13 protein-coding genes are annotated in these 17,684 nt (G+C 63.0%); 5 read left to right on the forward strand and 8 right to left on the reverse strand.

From position 1 onward, the window contains the following. Positions 1 to 389: 389 nt before the first annotated feature. The 3 genes from NTZ26_02270 to NTZ26_02280 form a co-directional block, all read right to left on the reverse strand. The gene (locus tag NTZ26_02270; GenBank protein MCX6559318.1) at positions 390 to 1,115 is read right to left on the reverse strand and encodes a DUF4412 domain-containing protein; all 726 of its coding nucleotides are present in this window, start codon (positions 1,113 to 1,115) and stop codon (positions 390 to 392) included. 175 nt (positions 1,116 to 1,290) lie between these two features. After that, positions 1,291 to 2,454, reverse strand: coding sequence for a 6-bladed beta-propeller (locus NTZ26_02275; protein ID MCX6559319.1), 1,164 nt, complete (start codon positions 2,452 to 2,454; stop codon positions 1,291 to 1,293). Positions 2,455 to 2,673: 219 nt separating this feature from the next. Next, a complete protein-coding gene (locus tag NTZ26_02280) occupies positions 2,674 to 4,065 on the reverse strand; it encodes a DUF4147 domain-containing protein (GenBank protein MCX6559320.1) in 1,392 nt (463 codons plus the stop codon). Between the two features lie 88 nt (positions 4,066 to 4,153). Between NTZ26_02280 and NTZ26_02285 the strand changes: the two genes are divergently transcribed. Genes NTZ26_02285 through NTZ26_02300 form a run of 4 tightly spaced genes read left to right on the forward strand, consistent with a single transcriptional unit; the run spans position 4,154 to position 8,540 of the window. Next, positions 4,154 to 5,095, forward strand: coding sequence for a lysylphosphatidylglycerol synthase transmembrane domain-containing protein (locus NTZ26_02285; protein ID MCX6559321.1), 942 nt, complete (start codon positions 4,154 to 4,156; stop codon positions 5,093 to 5,095). Further along, on the forward strand, positions 5,092 to 6,261 hold the full coding sequence (locus NTZ26_02290; protein ID MCX6559322.1) for a peptidoglycan DD-metalloendopeptidase family protein: 1,170 nt from the start codon (positions 5,092 to 5,094) through the stop codon (positions 6,259 to 6,261). Before NTZ26_02285 ends, NTZ26_02290 begins: the two co-directional genes overlap by 4 nt. Before the next feature lie 32 nt (positions 6,262 to 6,293). Next, positions 6,294 to 7,442 (forward strand): S41 family peptidase, encoded by a 1,149-nt coding sequence (locus NTZ26_02295; GenBank protein MCX6559323.1) that lies wholly within the window; start codon positions 6,294 to 6,296, stop codon positions 7,440 to 7,442. Further along, the gene (locus NTZ26_02300; protein MCX6559324.1) at positions 7,443 to 8,540 is read left to right on the forward strand and encodes a divergent polysaccharide deacetylase family protein; all 1,098 of its coding nucleotides are present in this window, start codon (positions 7,443 to 7,445) and stop codon (positions 8,538 to 8,540) included. A gap of 143 nt (positions 8,541 to 8,683) precedes the next feature. Here the strand turns inward: NTZ26_02300 and NTZ26_02305 are convergent, their stop codons facing one another. Then, positions 8,684 to 9,430 (reverse strand): protein phosphatase 2C domain-containing protein, encoded by a 747-nt coding sequence (locus NTZ26_02305; GenBank protein ID MCX6559325.1) that lies wholly within the window; start codon positions 9,428 to 9,430, stop codon positions 8,684 to 8,686. A gap of 193 nt (positions 9,431 to 9,623) precedes the next feature. On the opposite strand from NTZ26_02305, the gene NTZ26_02310 reads away from it, so the two are divergent. After that, positions 9,624 to 10,205, forward strand: coding sequence for a hypothetical protein (locus tag NTZ26_02310; GenBank protein ID MCX6559326.1), 582 nt, complete (start codon positions 9,624 to 9,626; stop codon positions 10,203 to 10,205). Here NTZ26_02310 and NTZ26_02315 read toward each other — a convergent pair. From NTZ26_02315 to NTZ26_02330, 4 genes are all read right to left on the reverse strand, one after another. After that, on the reverse strand, positions 10,198 to 11,190 hold the full coding sequence (locus NTZ26_02315; protein ID MCX6559327.1) for a peptidyl-prolyl cis-trans isomerase: 993 nt from the start codon (positions 11,188 to 11,190) through the stop codon (positions 10,198 to 10,200). The genes NTZ26_02310 and NTZ26_02315 overlap by 8 nt on opposite strands. Then, entirely contained in the window at positions 11,187 to 12,164 is a 978-nt protein-coding gene (locus NTZ26_02320) for a peptidyl-prolyl cis-trans isomerase (GenBank protein MCX6559328.1), read from the reverse strand. The genes NTZ26_02315 and NTZ26_02320 overlap by 4 nt, the downstream gene beginning before the upstream one ends. Positions 12,165 to 12,188: 24 nt before the next feature. Next, entirely contained in the window at positions 12,189 to 15,479 is a 3,291-nt protein-coding gene (gene mfd / locus NTZ26_02325; protein ID MCX6559329.1) for a transcription-repair coupling factor, read from the reverse strand. Positions 15,480 to 15,571: 92 nt separating this feature from the next. Beyond that, positions 15,572 to 17,047, reverse strand: coding sequence for a PAS domain S-box protein (locus NTZ26_02330; protein MCX6559330.1), 1,476 nt, complete (start codon positions 17,045 to 17,047; stop codon positions 15,572 to 15,574). Positions 17,048 to 17,684: the final 637 nt, after the last annotated feature.

The raw sequence follows: 17,684 nt of genomic DNA on the forward strand, positions 1-17,684 counted from the left end.
CGAAGGAAAAGCTTTTTATTCCGAAGGCGCACAACACTTTTATTCTCATTGATATCACCACCCCTACCCCGCCTTCGAAGGCGGGGATATGTTAGCGCCTTCGGCTGCATGTGCCGAGGGCTGTTTGAGCACGCGACCATCCTGCGGAATCGAAACGGAGTGGGTGGTCTCCAAGACCGGGAGATCTCGAATGCGGAGTTCCGAGGCGCCGAGCGGATTAGCGTAAAAAGGAGTGGTGAACCCGCGCCGCCGGGACGACACCCCGGACTGCGTTTCCAGGAGATGGGAAATGATCCAAAAAAAATCCCCCGTCGAGGACCCCGGACGGAGCCCTCGACGGGGGCATTTAACTCAATCAAAAAGGCCGGCCTTGCCGGCAAGAGCAGCGGTTACCGCTTGCTGACCTCTTCCATGGTCAGCTTGTCGCGCTTGGTGAAGCCGGCCGGAACGGTCCAGATCGAAGCGGGAGCGTCCTTCTGGGAGATTTCCAGAACTTCCGAAGTGGTATGGATCTTGGCGCCCATGATCTCGGCGTTCATCTCGCTGGCCACCTGGAAGCCCTTGATCTTGGCCATCTCCGCGACCGCGGCGTCGCCCAACCGCATCTGACCCTTGGCCATCTCGGCCATCATGCCCGCGTATTTGGCGTAATCGAACGGCACGTCGGTGGTGGCCCAGACTTTCATCGGCATGGCCATGCCCATCACGGTCATGTTCATGGTGTACGCGGTGCAGTTCCACTGGCCGATCTTCTTCTTCTCGTTGGTCGGGACGACGGTGACGGTGGCCTGCATCATCCCGGCCATGGCGGCCATCTGTTCCGGCATGATCTTGGCGTAGTCGAGGGGCAGCGCGGTCTCGAGGTAGGACTTGGAGGCGGGCGTGATCCAGAGCATCTTCTTCTTGGCCATATCGATGATGATGATCTGGCCGGTCGTGATCATGGCCATCCGGCCGTCGCCCAGCCATTGCTCCTGAACGGTATCCGTGGCCGGGGTGGTCTGCCCCATCATGGACATGGGGTCGGTGTGGGCCTTGGTTTTGACGTAGATTTCGGCCGAGAGGGACAGGGACGCCAACAGGACGACGACGAAAACGGCAACGAATTTCTTCACGATGGGATCTCCTTGGGCGGCCTTTGGGCCGGATTTTGCTTCCCCCGCATTATATCGGTTCGCCCTGAAAAGCGCAACGCCGCGCTTCGCCTCCGGTTGACTGCATGAACAGCCTGTCGCATGCGCCGAAATCCGGCCGGCCAAGCGGGGCCTTTAATCCCGAAACGAATCCCGCTTAGAAGTCCACATTCCCGTCGCCGCGCTTCGAGCTTGCCGCGCCATCCGGAGCGAAGTTCGGCGCATACTCGATTCCGTACACGTCGATATACTGCTCGGCCGCAGTTTCATCCATCGACCTGACTCTGTATATTTTCCCATTATTATATAAGCAATTTTTTGACAATATTTTCGTCTTGAAGGAATGGACGATTTTCCCGCCGCTGTCGAAGATATCGACTAAATTTTCAAACTCGCCGTTCCTGTTGTCCTCATAGGTTTCCCCGACGAGAACCCAAATATTCTCCTTCAAATCCTGAAATATCAGATTAACGGCCGGAGGATTCGGCGGAAACTCAATCATCCCTTCGTCGATTTCGTATTTATATACTTTAAAAAATCTATTTTTCGCGTCTTCTGAATAACCGTCCATATGATACTTTCTGTTGATTTTCCCCAACACGGCTCCCTTGTCGTCGTATTTGACGATTGTATATTTTTCCAGATTGCTTTCCGGATAATAAAGCTCGCCTTTCTTCGTTATCAACAGCCAATCAAACATATAATATTCGTATGTCCCTCTTATTCCCGGCTTATGATCGTAGTCGATTATGTTATGGAAATTCAGCATGTTCTTATCGGTTGTAGAGATTTTTACTTTCAGTTTTTTGAAATCTGTTTCGCCCGCCATAACAAAATATTTGTCAGCAAGCTTTCTGACCCCCATTCTGTTCGGTATGGACACTCGGCTGCGCGAGATGAAACGTCCATCCAAGGTGATGTTTTTTATGTCCCCGCCTCCGTCAAACACACGAAGAACATCCTCATCGATCAGCAGGGAGCTTATGAGATAAAACTCTTCAGGACCTTGACCTTGTCTTCCGAATGATTTAACAAAACGACCCTTATTATCGTACTTGTAGATTTTGCCTTGGTAGCTGTCAGCGATATATATGTTCTCCATTTCATCGAAGGCGATGAGGGGTTTAAAATAATTGCGTTTGTTGAACAGACTGATGTCCGTAACATCTATACTGTAAAGCTTTCTAAAATTGACGTAAAAATCTTGCCTGATTGTGGCTACGTTATTGTTGACTATTGAATATCCAACATCGCTATTGCAGGCTGACAATGCAATACCCCATAATGCGAACAAGCAAGCGTGCATGCTTTTTCTGCTCATTATTACTGTTTTCTCCCCTTTTCTCGCAATAATCAGCTCTTCCTAAAAAGCGATTCTCGAGCATGACCTCTTATACGCCACATAAAACGACGGATTCTTCCATACGGTTACTTCCCCCCCAAAAAACCGGCGAACATAAGAATATTAAACACAACTAATCAGTATTGGCAAGCCTCGCCGGGCTCAAGGTCCTACACGAAAAAAAACGAGGCCCGCGGCTCAGGCCGTCAGGAACAGCCGTACGTCCATGACGTTGGTCCCGGTCGGCCCGGTCATATAAAGGCCGCCGGTCTTTTGGAAAAACCGGTAGGAATCGTTGTCCTCCAGGCGGGTTTCCATGTTCATGCCCACCGACTTGACCCGGGCCAGCACATCCGGCCCGCCCCAGGCGCCGGCGGCGGGGGTCGGACCGTCGATACCGTCGGTGCCGAAGCTCATGACCAGCCAATCCCGCCCATAAAGACGCCCCGTTCGGGCAAACGCGCCGAACGCGGCCGGATTCGTCTTTTCCCCGGCCCGGGCCTGTCTATCCAGATCGACCAGGGCGGCCAGGACGAACTCCTGGTTGCGCCCGCCGAGCCCCCGACCGTGCACCGTGACCGTATGCTCGCCGCCGGCGATCAGGGCGATGGGCCGGTCGCCCGGCCGCAGGGCTCGGGCGGCGGCCAGAATGGCGGGGACATAACGGGCGGCCGCGTCGCGGGCCTCGCCCGAATCGCCGGCCGCCAGGATCGAAGCCCGATAGCCCAGGGCTTCCGCCTCGCGCCGGGCAGCCGCCAGCGCCGTGGCGTTGCGGCCGATAATGAACGTCGAGATGCGGCCGGCGGCCGGGTCGCCTTTCTTGAGCGTTTCCGGAATCCGGCCGTGCAACCCCGCTTCGATCGTCTCGCGGACGCCGGCCGGCGGCTCGTCCCAGAGGCCAAAGCGCTGCAGAACGGCGGCGGCGTCGGCGAAAGTTGAAGCGTCCGGGCAGCCCGGGCCCGAAGCGATGACTTCAGGATCGTCGCCGGGGACATCGGACAGGAGAAGGTTGACGACCTGCCCCGCCGCCGCGGCGGCCAAGCCGCCGCCCTTGATGGCCGAAAGATGCTTGCGGACGGCGTTGAGCTCGCGGATGTCGGCACCGCGGGCCATGAGCTCGCGGGCCAGGTCGGCCTTGGCCTGCAGCTCGAGGCCGGGGAGCGGGACTGCCAGCAGGGCCGATCCGCCGCCCGAGACGAGCAGGAGCAGGAGATCGAAGGGACCGGACCCGCGGGCCAGCTCCAGGGCCGCCCGGCCGGCGGCTTCGCTCCGGGCGTCCGGGTGGGGATGGGACCCCTCGAGGCGGGTGAAGCCCGGCAGAGCGGGCGCCGGGCCGGGCGGCGTAACAAGCAGGCCCCGCCGCAGCTTCCCCTCCAAAATCTCGGCCGCCGTCCGTGCCATTCCCACCGCCGCCTTGCCGAAGGCCAGGACGTCGATGGCGGCGAACTCCGAAAGATCGAACCGGCGGCCCTGGATCTCGAGCCATCCTCGCTCCAGGCGCAAGCCGTCCCGGACCAGGCGTTCGGGATTGACGGCATCGAGGGCGGATGCCGAAATTTGTTTGGCCGACTCGAGCAAAGTCCGGGTCATGAGGGAGGCATCATATTCCGGTCGCCCCGATTTGCCAAGCCTGCGTTGCGGCGCAGCCGCGCGGCCCCGGATGTGATAAAATCGCGGCATGGCCGGACGCCGCAAAACCTTCTGGACGCTGCTTAAGCTCGGCTTCAGCGTCGGAGTGCTGGCCTGGGTCCTGTCGCGCTTCGACTTGGCCTCGATCGCCCGCCACCTGCGCCATGCAGCCTGGCCCTGGCTGGCCGTCGCCTTCGCCCTGAACGCCGTCGGCCTCCTCATCCGGGCCTACCGCTGGCGGATTCTGGCCCTGGCCCGCGGCGACGACCTACCGATCGCCTTTCTCTTCCGCTCCTGCCTGATCGGCGAGTTCTTCAACAGCTTCCTGCCGACCAACTTCGGCGGCGACGCCTACCGCATCTGGGACGGCTCGCGGCAGTCCAGGTCGCTCGTCCGCTCATCGGCCATCGTCATCGTCGAGCGGATGAGCGGCATCCTGATCCTTCTCTTTTTCGCCGTGATCGCCTCCCTCCTGCGGCTGGACATGGTCCGCCGCGTGCCCCTCATTGCCGTCTCGCTCCTGCTGGGAATCGGCGGCTTCGCGGTCCTCGGCCTGTTCTTTCTGCCCGCGGTAGGCCGCCGCCTGCAGCGGCCGCCCGCGGCCGGGCCGCTGCGCAAGGCGATGATCAAAGCGGCCGAGTTTCGAAGCGTCATCGTCGGCTACCGGGACCACCCCAGGGACTTCCTGCGGGCTACGGCCTGGGCCTTTCTCCTCCAGCTCAACGTCATCCTGTATTACTTCCTGATCGGCCGGGCTCTGGGGCTCCGCGTCCCGGCCCTCGACTACTTCGTCTTCATCCCGCTCGTCCTGCTGATCCAGCTCCTCCCGATCTCGATCAACGGCCTGGGCGTCCGCGAGGTGGCCTATATCGAGATCTTCAAGTTCTACGGCGTGGCCGGGGAGATGGCCCTGTCCTTCTCCATCATCGGGATCGCCTTCGGCTTGCTCGTCAGCGTCGTGGGCGGCATCCTCCTCGCGACGCGCAAATGAAGCTCGCGGCAGCCGCTCTTGCCTTGTCTCTCGGCCTCGGACTGGCTTCCGCCCCGGCCGTCTCCCCGGACCAGTCCCAATCGGGAGCCACGGCCTACGAACAAAGCCTGGACAAAGTTCGGCGCGATATCGACAGCCTCCGCAAGAAGCTGAAAGAGGACGAGGCCAAGGAGCAGACGACCCTCAACCGGCTGGACCGGATCGGCATCACCGGAAGCCTCTTGCGCAACGAGGGCCGGATGCTGACCCTGCAATTGGACAAAAACCGGGCCGATCTCGAAGCGGCCCGCCGCCGTATCCCCGAGCTCGAAGCCCGGCTGGGCTCGGAGCGCGAGGCTTTGACCCGGGTCCTGGTGACGCTCTACAAGTACGGCCGCTTCCGCTTTGCCCGCTTCCTTCTTCAGGCCCGCGACCTCAAGTCCTTGGCCGTCGAGAACAAGCGGCTGACCATTCTGGCGGCGGCCCAGAACTCCATGATCGAGGATTACGGCCGGAATCTGACGGAGCTGGGGCGGGCCGCTGCCGCCCTGGCGGCCAAAGAGAAGGAGACGGCGCTTCTCCTCGGCCGGGCTTCGGCCAAGAAGGCCGAGCTTGACCGGGAGGAAGGCAAAGCCCGGACCCTGGTGGCCCAGATCCGGGCCGACAAGCAGTCCTACGAGAAAGCCCTGGGCGAGCTGGCCCGCCGGGCCCAGGAGCTGCAAGTCATGATCCAGCGGCTGCAGAGCCAGGACTATGCCCCGCCCTTCACTCCCATCCCGATGGCCGAGCGCAAGGGCCGGCTGACCTGGCCGACCCGGGGGAAGGTTTTGCAGGCCTTCGGCGTCCAGGTCCACCCCCAGTTCAACACGGTGACCATGAACAACGGGGTGGAGATCGCCCCGCCGGACGGCGACCTGGCCGTGCGGGCCGTCCACGACGGCCGGGTGGCCTTCGCCGAGCTCTTCCCGGCCTACGGCAACCTGCTCATCATCAACCATGGCGACGGGTATCATTCGCTCTACGGGCATCTCTCGGAATTCCTGGTCAAATCGGGCGATTATGTCATCGCCGGCCAGCCTGTGGCGATCGCCGGCGATACCGGTTCCCTGGTCGGCGTCTCGGTTTATTTCGAGATCCGCCACCTGACCAAGCCCGTCGATCCCTTGCAATGGCTCTCTCGGAGGTGATACAATTCCGGCTCTCGAGAGCCCCCACCGCCATGAGCCGAAACACCAAAACCCGCCTGTTGAGCCTGGGCGCGCTGGCCGCCGGAGTCCTGTTTTTCTGGGTCGCCCGCCAGATTCGCCCGGCCAGCGCGGCGCCCGCCACGGCCCAAAGCGGAACCGATCTGACCGAGGCCGTCGTCCGGCTGATCCGGGCCGATTATGTCGAGGAGCCCAACGCCAAAACGACGATGGCCGGCGGTTTTCGCGGCCTGGTCAACTCACTTGACGCTTTATCGAGCTATTTGGACAAGGACGCCGCCCGGAAGCGGGCCGACGCCGCCCTGCCGCACTATAAGGACCTGGGCCTCATCCTGTTCAAACGAGCTTCGACCTTCCCGGTCGTAGTCGGCCTGATCGAAGGCTCGCCGGCCGAGAAGGCCGGCCTCAAGGTCGGCGACCTGGTGTCCGCCTTGGATGACGGCTCGACCATCCTGCCGGGCCTGTCGGAGCTCCGGCTGGCCCTCAAATCGCCGGAGGCCGAGCCGGTCAAAGTCCGGGTTATCCGAGGCAACGAGACCAAGGAGTTCACGGTCGTTCGAGGTGACATCTATCCGAAGGCGTTCGCTTTCGCCGAGCAGGCCGGCACCTCCGGCATCCTGACCGTGGCTCATTTCTACCCTCCCCTGGTCGACGAAATCAAAGCCGGCCTGGCGCCGCGGCTGGCCGGCAAAACCCAGCCTTTGATCATCGACCTGCGCTTCGCCTTCGAAGGCGACAACGAAGAAGCCCGCCGCTTCGTCAATCTCTTCGTCAAGGCCGCCAAGGCCGGGCAGTTCGAGAAAAAGGGCGGAGTCAAAGAGATGATGGCCTGCCCCGATCCCGCTCCGTTGGAATCGCTGCCGCTCATCCTCTGGACGGGGCCGGCAACGATGGGCCCGGCGGAAATCGCCGCCGCCTGCCTGCGCGAGCTGCGGCAGGCCAAGGCCGTCGGCATTCTGACGCCCGGGCTCACGGCGCGCCAGGAAACATTCCCTCTGCCGGGGGGCGATGCCCTGCTTCTGACCACGGCGGTGTTCGCCACGGCTTCGGGCGAAAAAGTCTGGAGCAAGGGCGTCCCGCCGGACGTCAAGATCGACGCCGGCCGCTCCGACAAGAAGGCCTATCTGGAGAAATCCGCGGGCCTGATCACCCGCCGACCCTGAATGCGGCGTCCTTCCGCCCCCGTCGTCGTCATCGCCGCGGGCCTCCTCGCCGGACTCGTCCTGCTCGTCCTCCTGCAATCCCCCCGCCGGCCCGGCAAACCCGCGACTGCGCCGGAAATGGGCCTCGCGCTCTTCGAATGGCTGTCCGATTCCCGGCGCGGCGCCGACGCTGTCCACCCCTTCCAGGACGACCGCGGCGGCTGGCACATCCGGATCGACCTGCCCTCCAGCCGCTATACCGCCCTGGCCCCAGAGCTCGAGGCGGAGATCAAGCGGCTCGGCGCCCGCCTCGAATCCCGGGAGGAGGAGCGGCGGGATGGAAGCCTTCGCTTTCTCTGGACCATCCGCGGCACGGACAGCGGCCGGGACACGAAGGCGATCCTGCTCTTCATCTGCCCACTCGCGGCGGGCCCGGCCGTCCCGCCTGCGGCCGGCCGCAGGCCCGCGGCCGCGGTCATCATCGACGACGCCGGCTACAACCTCGAGCTCGTCCGAGAGCTGGCCGGGATCGGCCGGCCCCTGACAATCGCCATCCTGCCGGACGCTCCACTGGCCGCGGAAACCGCCGCCCTGGCGGCCCGATCGGGCCTGGAAGTCATGCTCCACCTGCCCCTTGAACCGGCCGGCGTCGCGCCCGGCGCCCCCATCGACACGATCCGGTCGGGGATGGACGCGGAAACCATTCGGGCGAAGATGGAAGCCTTCCTGCGCCGGGTACCGGGCGCGCGCGGCGTCAACAACCACACCGGGTCGCGGGCCACCGAGGACGCCGCCGTCATGCTGAGCATCCTCGAGGTGGTCAAGGCGCACGGCCTGTATTTCGTCGACAGCCGAACGACCCGGGGCAGCGTCGCCTACACGGCGGCCCGGGCCTTGGCCGTACCGGCGGCCGAGCGCCGGGTCTTTCTCGACCAGCCACCCGGGAAGGCCACGGTCAAAGCCCGGCTCCGGGAGCTGTTCGCCGCCGCCCGAAAAAAAGGGACGGCGATCGGGATCGGCCATGCCAAGCGGGAGACCGTGGACGCCCTGCGCGAATTCCTGGCCCGGGCCGACGCGGAGGGCGTCGAACTTGTCTTCGCTTCCGCCGTCGTCCGCTGACTGAGCTGTAATTTTCCGTCGTTGCGAGCCCGGCCTTGAGGGCCGGGCGTGGCAATCTCGGCGAGGTTGCTTCGTCCGACGCAGCGTCGTTCTCGCAACGACAGGAAAATTCGCCCCCCCCCGAGCCAAGCACGGGCGGGCGATTAAGGCCGGCCGACCAGGGCCACGACGGCCGTGATGTTGTCCCGACTGCCGGCCTTGTCGGCCGCGCGGACGAGGGCCCGGCAGATGTCCTCGGGATGCTTCTTGCGGCGGAACGGCTTGAGCAGATCTTTGGCTTCCAGCGGACCGAACAGCCCATCGCTCGACAGGAGGAGCCCGTCGCCCGGACGCAGATCCAGGACAAAGGTATCGACAGCCAGCGCCGCGGCGTAGCCGATCGACCGGGTGACCATGTGGCGGAAGGGCGACCGGGAAACATCGGCTTCAGTCAGGAGCCCCGCCCGGGCCTGCTCCGCCGCCCAGGAATGGTCGGCGGTGATTTGCGACGCGGCTTTGTCGCGAACGAAATAGAGCCGGCTGTCGCCTACGTTGGCCGCCGCCGCCCGTTCGCCCGCGATCAGAGCGGCGACCATCGTGGTGCCCATGCCGTTCAAATGCTCGGTCTGCGACGATTGCCGAAACACGCTTTCATTAGCCCGCAGGAAGGCCTCTTCGAGGACGGCCGCAAGGTCGGGGGCGGCGCCGGCCGCGGTCAGCCGCTCGGCCGTGACGGCCCGCAGCGTCTCGATGGCTGCCGCGCTGGCCACTTCGCCGGCGGCGTGCCCGCCGATGCCGTCGGCGACCGCCAAGAGAAAGGCCGGGCCCGGGAGCTCGGCGCAGAGCCAGCTATCCTCGTTGAGGTCGCGCCGGCTGCCGATGTCCGAAAGTCCGGCCATGAGGATGCGCATGAAATTCCTCGTCTAACTTAATCCACCGCCTTCGGCTTTGTCAAACCCCCAAATTCGCAGACATCTACGCAATTAACCCGCTCGATACGCCGGGCGATCAACCGGCGGATCCAAGATCCCGGCGCTCGATCACTACCCGAGAATTGCGTATATGTCTGCGAATTCGTGTACAATAAAGCTTCAGGAGGATTCCATGAACCATCGTTTCCAACCCGCCTTCCGGATAGCGGCGCTGGCCGTCTTGGCCGGCTTGGCCGGCCTGACCTCGGCCTGCAAGCCGCCGACGGCCGATCAGGTCAAGGCTTCGCTCGAAGTCGTCGAAATGCAGACCTCGTGGGTGTCCAAAGAGTACCGGCAATGGCCCGAGCCCAAGCTGGTTCTCGTCCCGCAAGTTCGGTTCCGAGTCAAGAATCTGACCGACAAGCCCCTTCAGTTCATCAATTTCAACGCCATCTTCAAGAAGAAGCTGGATATCGAAAACCTGGGCGACAATTTCCTGGCCACCGTCCGCAAAGCCCCCATCCCGCCCGGCGGGCTGAGCGAAGTCATCACCCTCAAAAGCAACTATGGCGTCGAAGGCCGCACGCTGGAGCACTTCAAAGTCTATCCCCAGATGCTCGATTATGACGTCAAGCTCTACGCCCAATTCAAGGGCTCGCCCCACGCCCTGCTCGGCGAATGGAGGGTTTCCAACACCATCGATTTCAAGGAAGACGCCCCCGTCCACCAGGAGGGCAAGATTATCGATAAGGCGCCCGAGGCCAAGATCAAGTAGGCATCTTGTCGAGCGGGCTGGCCTTGAGGATCTTGATATAGCTGCGCTTCTTGATGTCCTGCAGGAATTCCTTGAACTTGACGTCCTGCAGGGCCGAGGTCATCTTCTCTTCGATGGCCCGCTTGGACTCCTCGAAGGACTTGGTCCGGGCATCCTTGCGCTCCTCGACCTTCAGCAGATACCAGCCGTTCTTGGTCTGGACCCAGTCGGAGGTCTGGCCCGTCTTGAGCGGCATCAACGCGGCTTCCAGGAGCTTGTCGATCTGGCCGGCCACTAAATTGCCGAGGTCGCCCTTAGTTTCCTTGAGCGGCGCGTCGGAGTAGGTCTCGGCCGCCTGGACGAAATCGAGGCCGCCCTTGACCTTGTCGGCGATCTCGGTCTTGCGGGCCGCCAGCGCTTCCGGCGTCCGGCCTTCCAGAGCCAGCGTCAGGTAGACGGCCCGGACCTTGAACTCCGCCGGCAAGAGGTATTCGTCCTTGTGGGCTTTGTAATACTCGATGACCTGGGCTTCGTCGAGCGACAGCGCTCTATTGACCTCGCTGTAGACCACGCTTTGCTTCATGATCGTCTCTTCCATCTGCTTGAGCCAAACGTCGTAGTCCATCCCCTGGCTGCGGACGGCCCGTTTCAGCTCCTCGTCGGTCTCGAGGCTGTTCTCTTTTTTGATGTTGTCCAGGGCCATCTTCAGCTGTTCGCTGACGTTGATGTTCTTCTCCTTGGCCATTTGGAGCAGGAGCAGGTCGGTGACCATGGCATCGAGCAGCCCGGACTTGATCTGCACGAGCATCTTGTCCAGCTCGTCGCCCTGTAGCTGGCCCCGCGCCTGGGCCGCCCGGGTCTCGTATTCTTTCTTGTACTCGGTCAGGGTAATCACGTCGTCGTTGACGACGGCGATGATCTCCTCGATGACTTCCTGGGCGGCCAGGGCCAAGCCGAGGAGCAGCAGCAGCCCGGCAAAGAAGCGGGGGCGTTTGAAAAGAGTCATTGTTCGTTCCTTTGGTAGACGAAGGGCAGCTTGTTGGTCTCCGCCTTCCAGTCCAGGGCGGATTTCAGCTCCTCGATGTGGGCGGCCACGGCCGCCTTGCCGGTCCGGTCGAGAAGCTTGGCCGTGATGGCCGGGCGGGCTTCGATCAAGGTCTGGAGCTTCGGTTCGAAGCGGCGGTCCAGCCGGAAGATGTGAAAGCCGTAGGAGGATTCGACGACCCGGCTGATCTCGCCGGACTTAAGGGCGAAGATGACCTTCTCCAAGTCGGCCGGGAGCTGGCCGGCGCTGAAGACGCCGAGCAGGCCGCCCTTGGCCGCTTCAATGCCCTTGGACCGGGCCTTGACCGCCTCCCGAAACTGGGCCTCGGTGGCGTTCTTGAGCCCGTTCAAGGTCTCCGTTGCCTCGCCCTCGGTTTCGCACAGGATCTGGCTGATCTGGATCCGTTCGGGTTGAAGGAATTCGCTCTTGTGAGCGTCGTAATAGGCGGTCACGTCGGGCGCGGGAACGCTCAAGCCGCCCAACAGGGAAGACAGGTATTTCTCGACCTGCAGCTTGTCCCGCACGGCTTGGGGATCGAAGTCGACGGCCGGGACGCCGGCGCCGGACGCGCTCTTGAACCGAAACAGATAGTCGGCGATCTCGGACTCGGCCGGAGCGATGTTCTGGCTCTTGGCCTGGACGAGGAGGATCTTCTCCTCAACATAATTATCGAACAGCCCGCTCAAAGCCGGAGCGGCCAGCGTCCGCCATTCCTCGCCGGCGTTCAGCCGTAGGTAGGTCACGAAATCAGCCATGGTGTAGGACGACGCCTCGACCCGTAGTACGACCGGAGCGGACGCCTGGGCCGCTGCGGCTCCGCTGGACGCCGGATCGGCCCCGCCGGAATCCTTCCGGCGACAAGCCCCCCCAGTCAAGACCAGGCAGACGACAGCGACAAGAACGAGACGTCGACGGGTCCTGATAGCTTGCTCCATCTTCAATAAATTCAGCCTATTATATTACACACCATATAACGCCTTCAAGACGCCGATCGTTTCACTGAGGAGCGCCGCGTCGCTCTTGGCGGGCAAGGGCACGTCCAGAATGCCCTCGGGGGACAGCCGGCCCCTTCGCTCCCGCAGGACGGCGGTGACGCGATCGATCTTGATGCCCGATTCGGGGAGAAACCGCAGAACCAGGCGCGACTCGACCCGGTCGACCGACCGGATCTGGAGGGCCTTGGCCAGCCATTTGATCCGGCCGTAGTCGAGGAGGTTGCGGACACTCGGGGGGGGAGGTCCGAACCGATCCTTCATCTCTTCGGCCGCGGCGTCCAACTCCTCCAGCCCGGAGGCCGAAGAGACGCGCTTGTAGAGATCGAGCCGGAGGTTGGACTGGGGCACATATGTCTCGGGGATGCGGTTGTCCACCCGGAGGTGGATCTCGGCCTTGGCTTCGGGCTCGGCCTCGCCGCGGATCTCCTTGATCGCGCCCTCGAGCATATGGATGAAGTAATCGTATCCCACCGCCTCCATGACCCCGCTCTGCTGCTCGCCGAACAGGTGGCCGGCGCCCCGGATCTCGAGATCCTTCATGGCCAGCCGGAAGCCCGAGCCGAGCTGGCTGAACTCCTTCAGGGCATCCAGGCGACGGCGGGCCATAGGCGTCAGGTCGGAGGACGGGGGGACCAGGAAGTAGGCGTAAGCCTGGCGCGAGGAGCGGCCGACCCGGCCGCGAAGCTGGTAGAGCTGGGCCAGTCCGAAGTGGTCGGCCCGTTGGACGATGAGGGTGTTGACGAGCGGGATGTCGATGCCGTTCTCGATGATCGTGGTCGAGACGAGCACGTTGGCCCTCTGCTCGATGAACCCGAGCATGCGCTTTTCGAGCTCGGCCGGGGCCATCTGGCCGTGGATGGTGACGACCTTGGCCTGGGGCGCCCATTCCGCGATCTTGGCCGCCAGGGCGTCCAGCTCCTCGATCTTGTTCAGAATGTAATAGACCTGGCCGCCGCGGGCCAGCTCGTGGCGGACAGCCGAGCCGATGAGCCGGGGGCTGAACGAGGTGACCACGGTATGGACGGCCAACCGGTCGCGGGGCGCGGTCTCGATCAGGCTGATGTCGCGCAGGCCGGTCAGGGACATGTTCAGGGTGCGCGGGATGGGGGTGGCGGTCAGGGTCAGGACGTCGACGTGGGTCCGAAGCTGCTTGATCCGCTCCTTGTGGGAGACGCCGAAGCGCTGCTCCTCGTCGACCACGAGCAGGCCGAGGTCCTTGAACTCGACGTCCTTGGACAGGATGCGGTGGGTGCCGATGAGGACGTCGACCCGGCCGGCCTTGAGCTCGCCGAGAACCCGGGTCTGTTCGGCCTTGCTCTGCAGGCGGGTCAGGGCCGCCGTCCGGACCGGGAAAAGGACCATCCGGGCGGCAAAGGTCTTGGCGTGCTGGCTGGCCAGGACGGTCGTGGGGCAGAGGACCGCGACCTGCTTGCCGTCCATGACGGCTTTGAAAGCCGCCCGCAGGGCCACCTCGGTCTTGCCGTAGCCGACGTCGCCGCAGACCAGCCGGTCCATGGGTGTATCCGACTCCATGTCCTCCTCGACCTCGCGGATGGTCCGGAGCTGATCGCCCGTCTCTTCATATTCGAAGGTCTTGTCGAACTCCTCCTGCCAGGGCCCCCGGCCGCTGAAGCCGTAGCCCTTGACCGATTTGCGGCGGGCGTAGAGCTCGAGCAGCTCGTGGGCCAGCTTCTCGACGGCCTTCTTGGTCCGGGTCTTGGTCTTCTCCCAGCCCGTGGTGCCCAGCTTGTCCAACGACGGCAGGCCGGCCCCGAGCGGAGTGAATTTCTGGATCAGGGCAAGATCCTCGACGGGCACGCACAGCCGATCGCCGTCCCGATAACAGAGGTCCAGGAATTCGCGAGGCTTGCCGTCGGGGTCCATCCGGATCAGGCCGTTGAAAACGCCGACGCCGTAGTCGGCGTGGACCACGAAGTCGCCGGTCTTGAGGTCCTGGAACTGGGTCAGGGACGGCTTGGCCGACGATCGGATCGGGACTGATACGTCCTCGGTTAAAATATCTTCTTCGGCAAAGATCAGCGCCTTCTGCGAGGGATAGGCGAAGCCCCGGTCCAGGCGGCCCAAGACCAGAAGGATCTCGCCTTCGGCCGGCCGGGCCAGGGCCGACTCCACGGCCAGGGCCGGGATCTCCTCCCGCGCAAGCAGGCCCAGAACCTTGCGCCGGATCTCGGTCGAAGAAAGGAAGATCAGGCAGCGGTCCCGCTCCTCCTGCCGGCGCTTCATGTATTCCAGGAAGAACGGGATGCGGTTTTCGAACTTGGGCACGGGCTGGAAGCCGAACCGGATCTCCTCCCGGCCGCGATCCTCTTCCGGCATGAGCTCGCCGACCGGAAGGGCGAGGGCCTTGACGTCCGACCACAGCCCGGGCGGGAAATAGCGCTCGGGAGGCTCGACGGTGGCACCCGAAGCGGCCAGGGCCGCCGCCTGCTCGCGCAAGTCGTCCATGACTTCGCGGTATTCCCGCTCGACCTCGTCGGGCGAATCGAGGAAGATGACGGCGTCGTCGAGGTAGCGGGTGAAAGGCACCTCGGGACCCGGCTCGGCCGCCTCGGTCAGGGCCGGGACGACGCAACGCTCGATCTTGCGCAGGGTTCGCTGGGTGGAGGGATCGAACTCGCGGAGAGAGGCGATCGTGTCGCCGCCGAACTCGATCCGGAACGGCGCGGGATGCCAGGGCGAAAAGGCGTCCACCACACCGCCCCGGTAGGCGTATTCGCCGCGGAAGGCGATCAAATCCTCGCGGACGTAGCCATACTCGGCCAGCCGCCGGATCAGGAAATCCCGGTCCAGGGTCATGCCTATCTTGAGGCTCAAGAACAGGCCGTCCAGACGCTCGGGCGCCGGGAGGGGCCGCAGAAGCCCGAAGACGTCGGTTGGGATGATGACCGGCGGACGGTGGCGCAGGTCGTAGAGGAACCGCATCCGCGAGGCTACAGCCTCGAGCGAAGGCGGGGCACCGCCGTAGGGGTTCTCGCCTGGCGATGGAAGGGCCTTGACACTGCGCGACACGCCCAGCCGGTCGAGGTAGAACCGGATCCTCGCCTCGAGCTCGCCGGCCGGCCGGTCGGATGGCTGGAGCCAGATCGCTCGCCGCCAGGAATGGGCCGCCAACATCGCCAGCAGGTAAGGCCGTCCGGAATCGTTGACCCCTGCGACGGCCGGACGACCCCCTCGCTCCAGGGCCTTCAGAAGGGCCTGGAATTCAGGGACATCCTGGAGGAAATCAAGGCTCATGGCGGAAAGCGTTCATTATAGAACTCGGGGCGGCGGGGCGCAATGACAGGCGGCCACGGCCCGCCGTCCGGCGTCCCTTCTCCGAGAAGACCTCAATTGGGTGGCTTACGAGACGGGACCCTGGGAGGGTCCTCAAAGAGAACCCGGATCTCCGTGCCGGCTCGTCGCTCGATCTCCGCCTTCCCGCTCATCTGATCGACGAGCATGCCGACGATCTGCAACCCCAGGGTCGCGGCGTTTCCGAAATCGACGTCCGCGGGCAGGCCGACGCCGTCGTCGGCCACGACCAGGCGGTAAGCACCCGGCCCCGTCGGCTTGAGCTCGATCCGGATCCGCCCGCGGCGATCGTCGGGAAAGGCGTGCTTGAGGGCGTTGGAGACAAGCTCGTTGACGATCAGCCCGCAGGGGATGCCGGCGCTGAGGCTGAGGAAAGCGTCGCGGACATCCAGGTCGAGCTCGATCCGGCCCCTGGTCATAGCGTAGGAATCGATCAAAATGGAAGCGAGATGGCCGAGGTATTCGGCGAAATCGATGCGCGACAGGTCCGGCGAGCGGTAGAGCTTTTCGTGGACAAGGGCCATGGTCCGGATGCGGTCGCGGCTATCCTGGAGCATCCGCAAGGCGGCCGGATCCTGAATAAATCCGGCTTGAAAGTTCAGCAGGCTCGACAGGACCTGCATATTGTTCTTGACCCGGTGGTTCACTTCCTTGAGCAAGATCTCCTTCTCCCGCAGGGAGCGGGCCAGATCGTCCTCGGCCCGGCGCTTCTCGGTGACGTCCCGGTTGACGCTGACCAGAAAATAGCCCGGCTCGGCCGGGATGGCCACGACCACGGATTCGAGCACGATGGCGGTGCCGTCAGCCCGCCTCATCCTTTGCTCCACCGGTTTCTGAAGCCAGGGAGCTTCGCCCGTGGCCAGAATCCGGGCCAGCTCCTCCTTGAGGATCTCGGCCGCAGGGGCGCTCTGCCCCCGATCCAGGGCGGCCTCGAACTGGACTTCCCAAAGCGGCCGGCCGAGGACTTCGGACCGCGGGCGGCCGGAGATCCGCTCCTGGGCCGCGTTCCATTCGGTGATCAGACCGCTTTCGTCCGTGACCACGATGCCGTCGCCCGATTGCTCGACGATGCCCCGGAATTTGCGCTCGCTGGCATGCAGGGCTTCCCGGATGGCCCGCTTCTCGGTCACGTCCAGGACGACGCCTTGGAGATGGGTGATGACGCCTTCCGGATCGCGGGGGGCGAAGGTCCGGTCCTCCACCCAGCGCACGTCGCCGTTTTTCGTCAGAAGCCGGTATTCCTGGGTCCACTCCGTCCGTCCGGCCGCGATGTGGCCGCGGATCTCGGCCAGCAGCCGCTCCATGTCCCCGGGATGGATGATCTGGGCGTAGAGAATATGATCCGAAGTGAAATCCTCGGCCGTATAGCCGAAAAGGCGAACATTCTCGGAGACGAAGTCCACCGGCCAGCCGACTTCGCGCCGCCAGAGGAAGATGACGGCCGGACTGTGGTTGATGATATGTTCATAATCCCGGACATCGCCGGGACGAGTCGGTCGGCGGTCGGACATGGCGCTCTTCCCCTGGCGATATTTTATGCCACCCGCCCCGCCGGACGCAATTCGGATCCCGACACCCGGGGATCGTCACCATCCACGACATCGTCGAGTATGGCGGCCGGCGGTTTTCCACCGCCTATCAGTCGCTGAAGTCGGACCTTTGGATCCTATGAGGGCTTCCGCCCCACTCGTCAGCGATAAATCCAGTTCGTTTCCTATCTCCAAGGCTGGGGAAAGAGCCTTCTTGAGCGGCCAGAAGGAGCCCGATTCTATGCCTAAGCTGCCGATGTCGATTCAGCCGCGGGCTGAGCTGTCCAATACGTTATAACGCCCTCTTATAGAACACTATTCGCGAATTGTTTGTATATCATTCATTATATATTGTTTAACTACTCATATTAGATAATTATTTTCATCCGTACGCCATTGTGACCTATTATCGAACATTTATGCGGAAGTTTTTGTCATCTGTTAATATTATATATTATATTTATATTGTGTAACTTATATACATATTATTATATGTGGCATGCTACTTGCTCTAGTTATAGATGTATGAGCAAGAAGCAAGGAACCAAGACAATGAAAAAAGCCATCGCCACCCTAATCATGATCGCCCTGATGTCCTTCATCGCCCCCGCCTCCGACA

The sequence above is a fragment of the Candidatus Aminicenantes bacterium genome, from assembly GCA_026393855.1.
Taxonomy (GTDB): Bacteria; Acidobacteriota; Aminicenantia; order Aminicenantales; family UBA4085; genus UBA4085.

Coding starts and splice junctions, on each gene's coding strand:
- NTZ26_02275 (MCX6559319.1), bottom strand. CDS start 2,454: ATGAGCAGAAAAAGCATGCACGCTTGCTTGTTCGCATTATGGGGTATT.
- NTZ26_02280 (MCX6559320.1), bottom strand. CDS start 4,065: ATGACCCGGACTTTGCTCGAGTCGGCCAAACAAATTTCGGCATCCGCC.
- NTZ26_02285 (MCX6559321.1), top strand. CDS start 4,154: ATGGCCGGACGCCGCAAAACCTTCTGGACGCTGCTTAAGCTCGGCTTC.
- NTZ26_02290 (MCX6559322.1), top strand. CDS start 5,092: ATGAAGCTCGCGGCAGCCGCTCTTGCCTTGTCTCTCGGCCTCGGACTG.
- NTZ26_02295 (MCX6559323.1), top strand. CDS start 6,294: ATGAGCCGAAACACCAAAACCCGCCTGTTGAGCCTGGGCGCGCTGGCC.
- NTZ26_02300 (MCX6559324.1), top strand. CDS start 7,443: ATGCGGCGTCCTTCCGCCCCCGTCGTCGTCATCGCCGCGGGCCTCCTC.
- NTZ26_02305 (MCX6559325.1), bottom strand. CDS start 9,430: ATGCGCATCCTCATGGCCGGACTTTCGGACATCGGCAGCCGGCGCGAC.
- NTZ26_02310 (MCX6559326.1), top strand. CDS start 9,624: ATGAACCATCGTTTCCAACCCGCCTTCCGGATAGCGGCGCTGGCCGTC.
- NTZ26_02315 (MCX6559327.1), bottom strand. CDS start 11,190: ATGACTCTTTTCAAACGCCCCCGCTTCTTTGCCGGGCTGCTGCTGCTC.
- NTZ26_02320 (MCX6559328.1), bottom strand. CDS start 12,164: ATGGAGCAAGCTATCAGGACCCGTCGACGTCTCGTTCTTGTCGCTGTC.
- mfd (MCX6559329.1), bottom strand. CDS start 15,479: ATGAGCCTTGATTTCCTCCAGGATGTCCCTGAATTCCAGGCCCTTCTG.
- NTZ26_02330 (MCX6559330.1), bottom strand. CDS start 17,047: ATGTCCGACCGCCGACCGACTCGTCCCGGCGATGTCCGGGATTATGAA.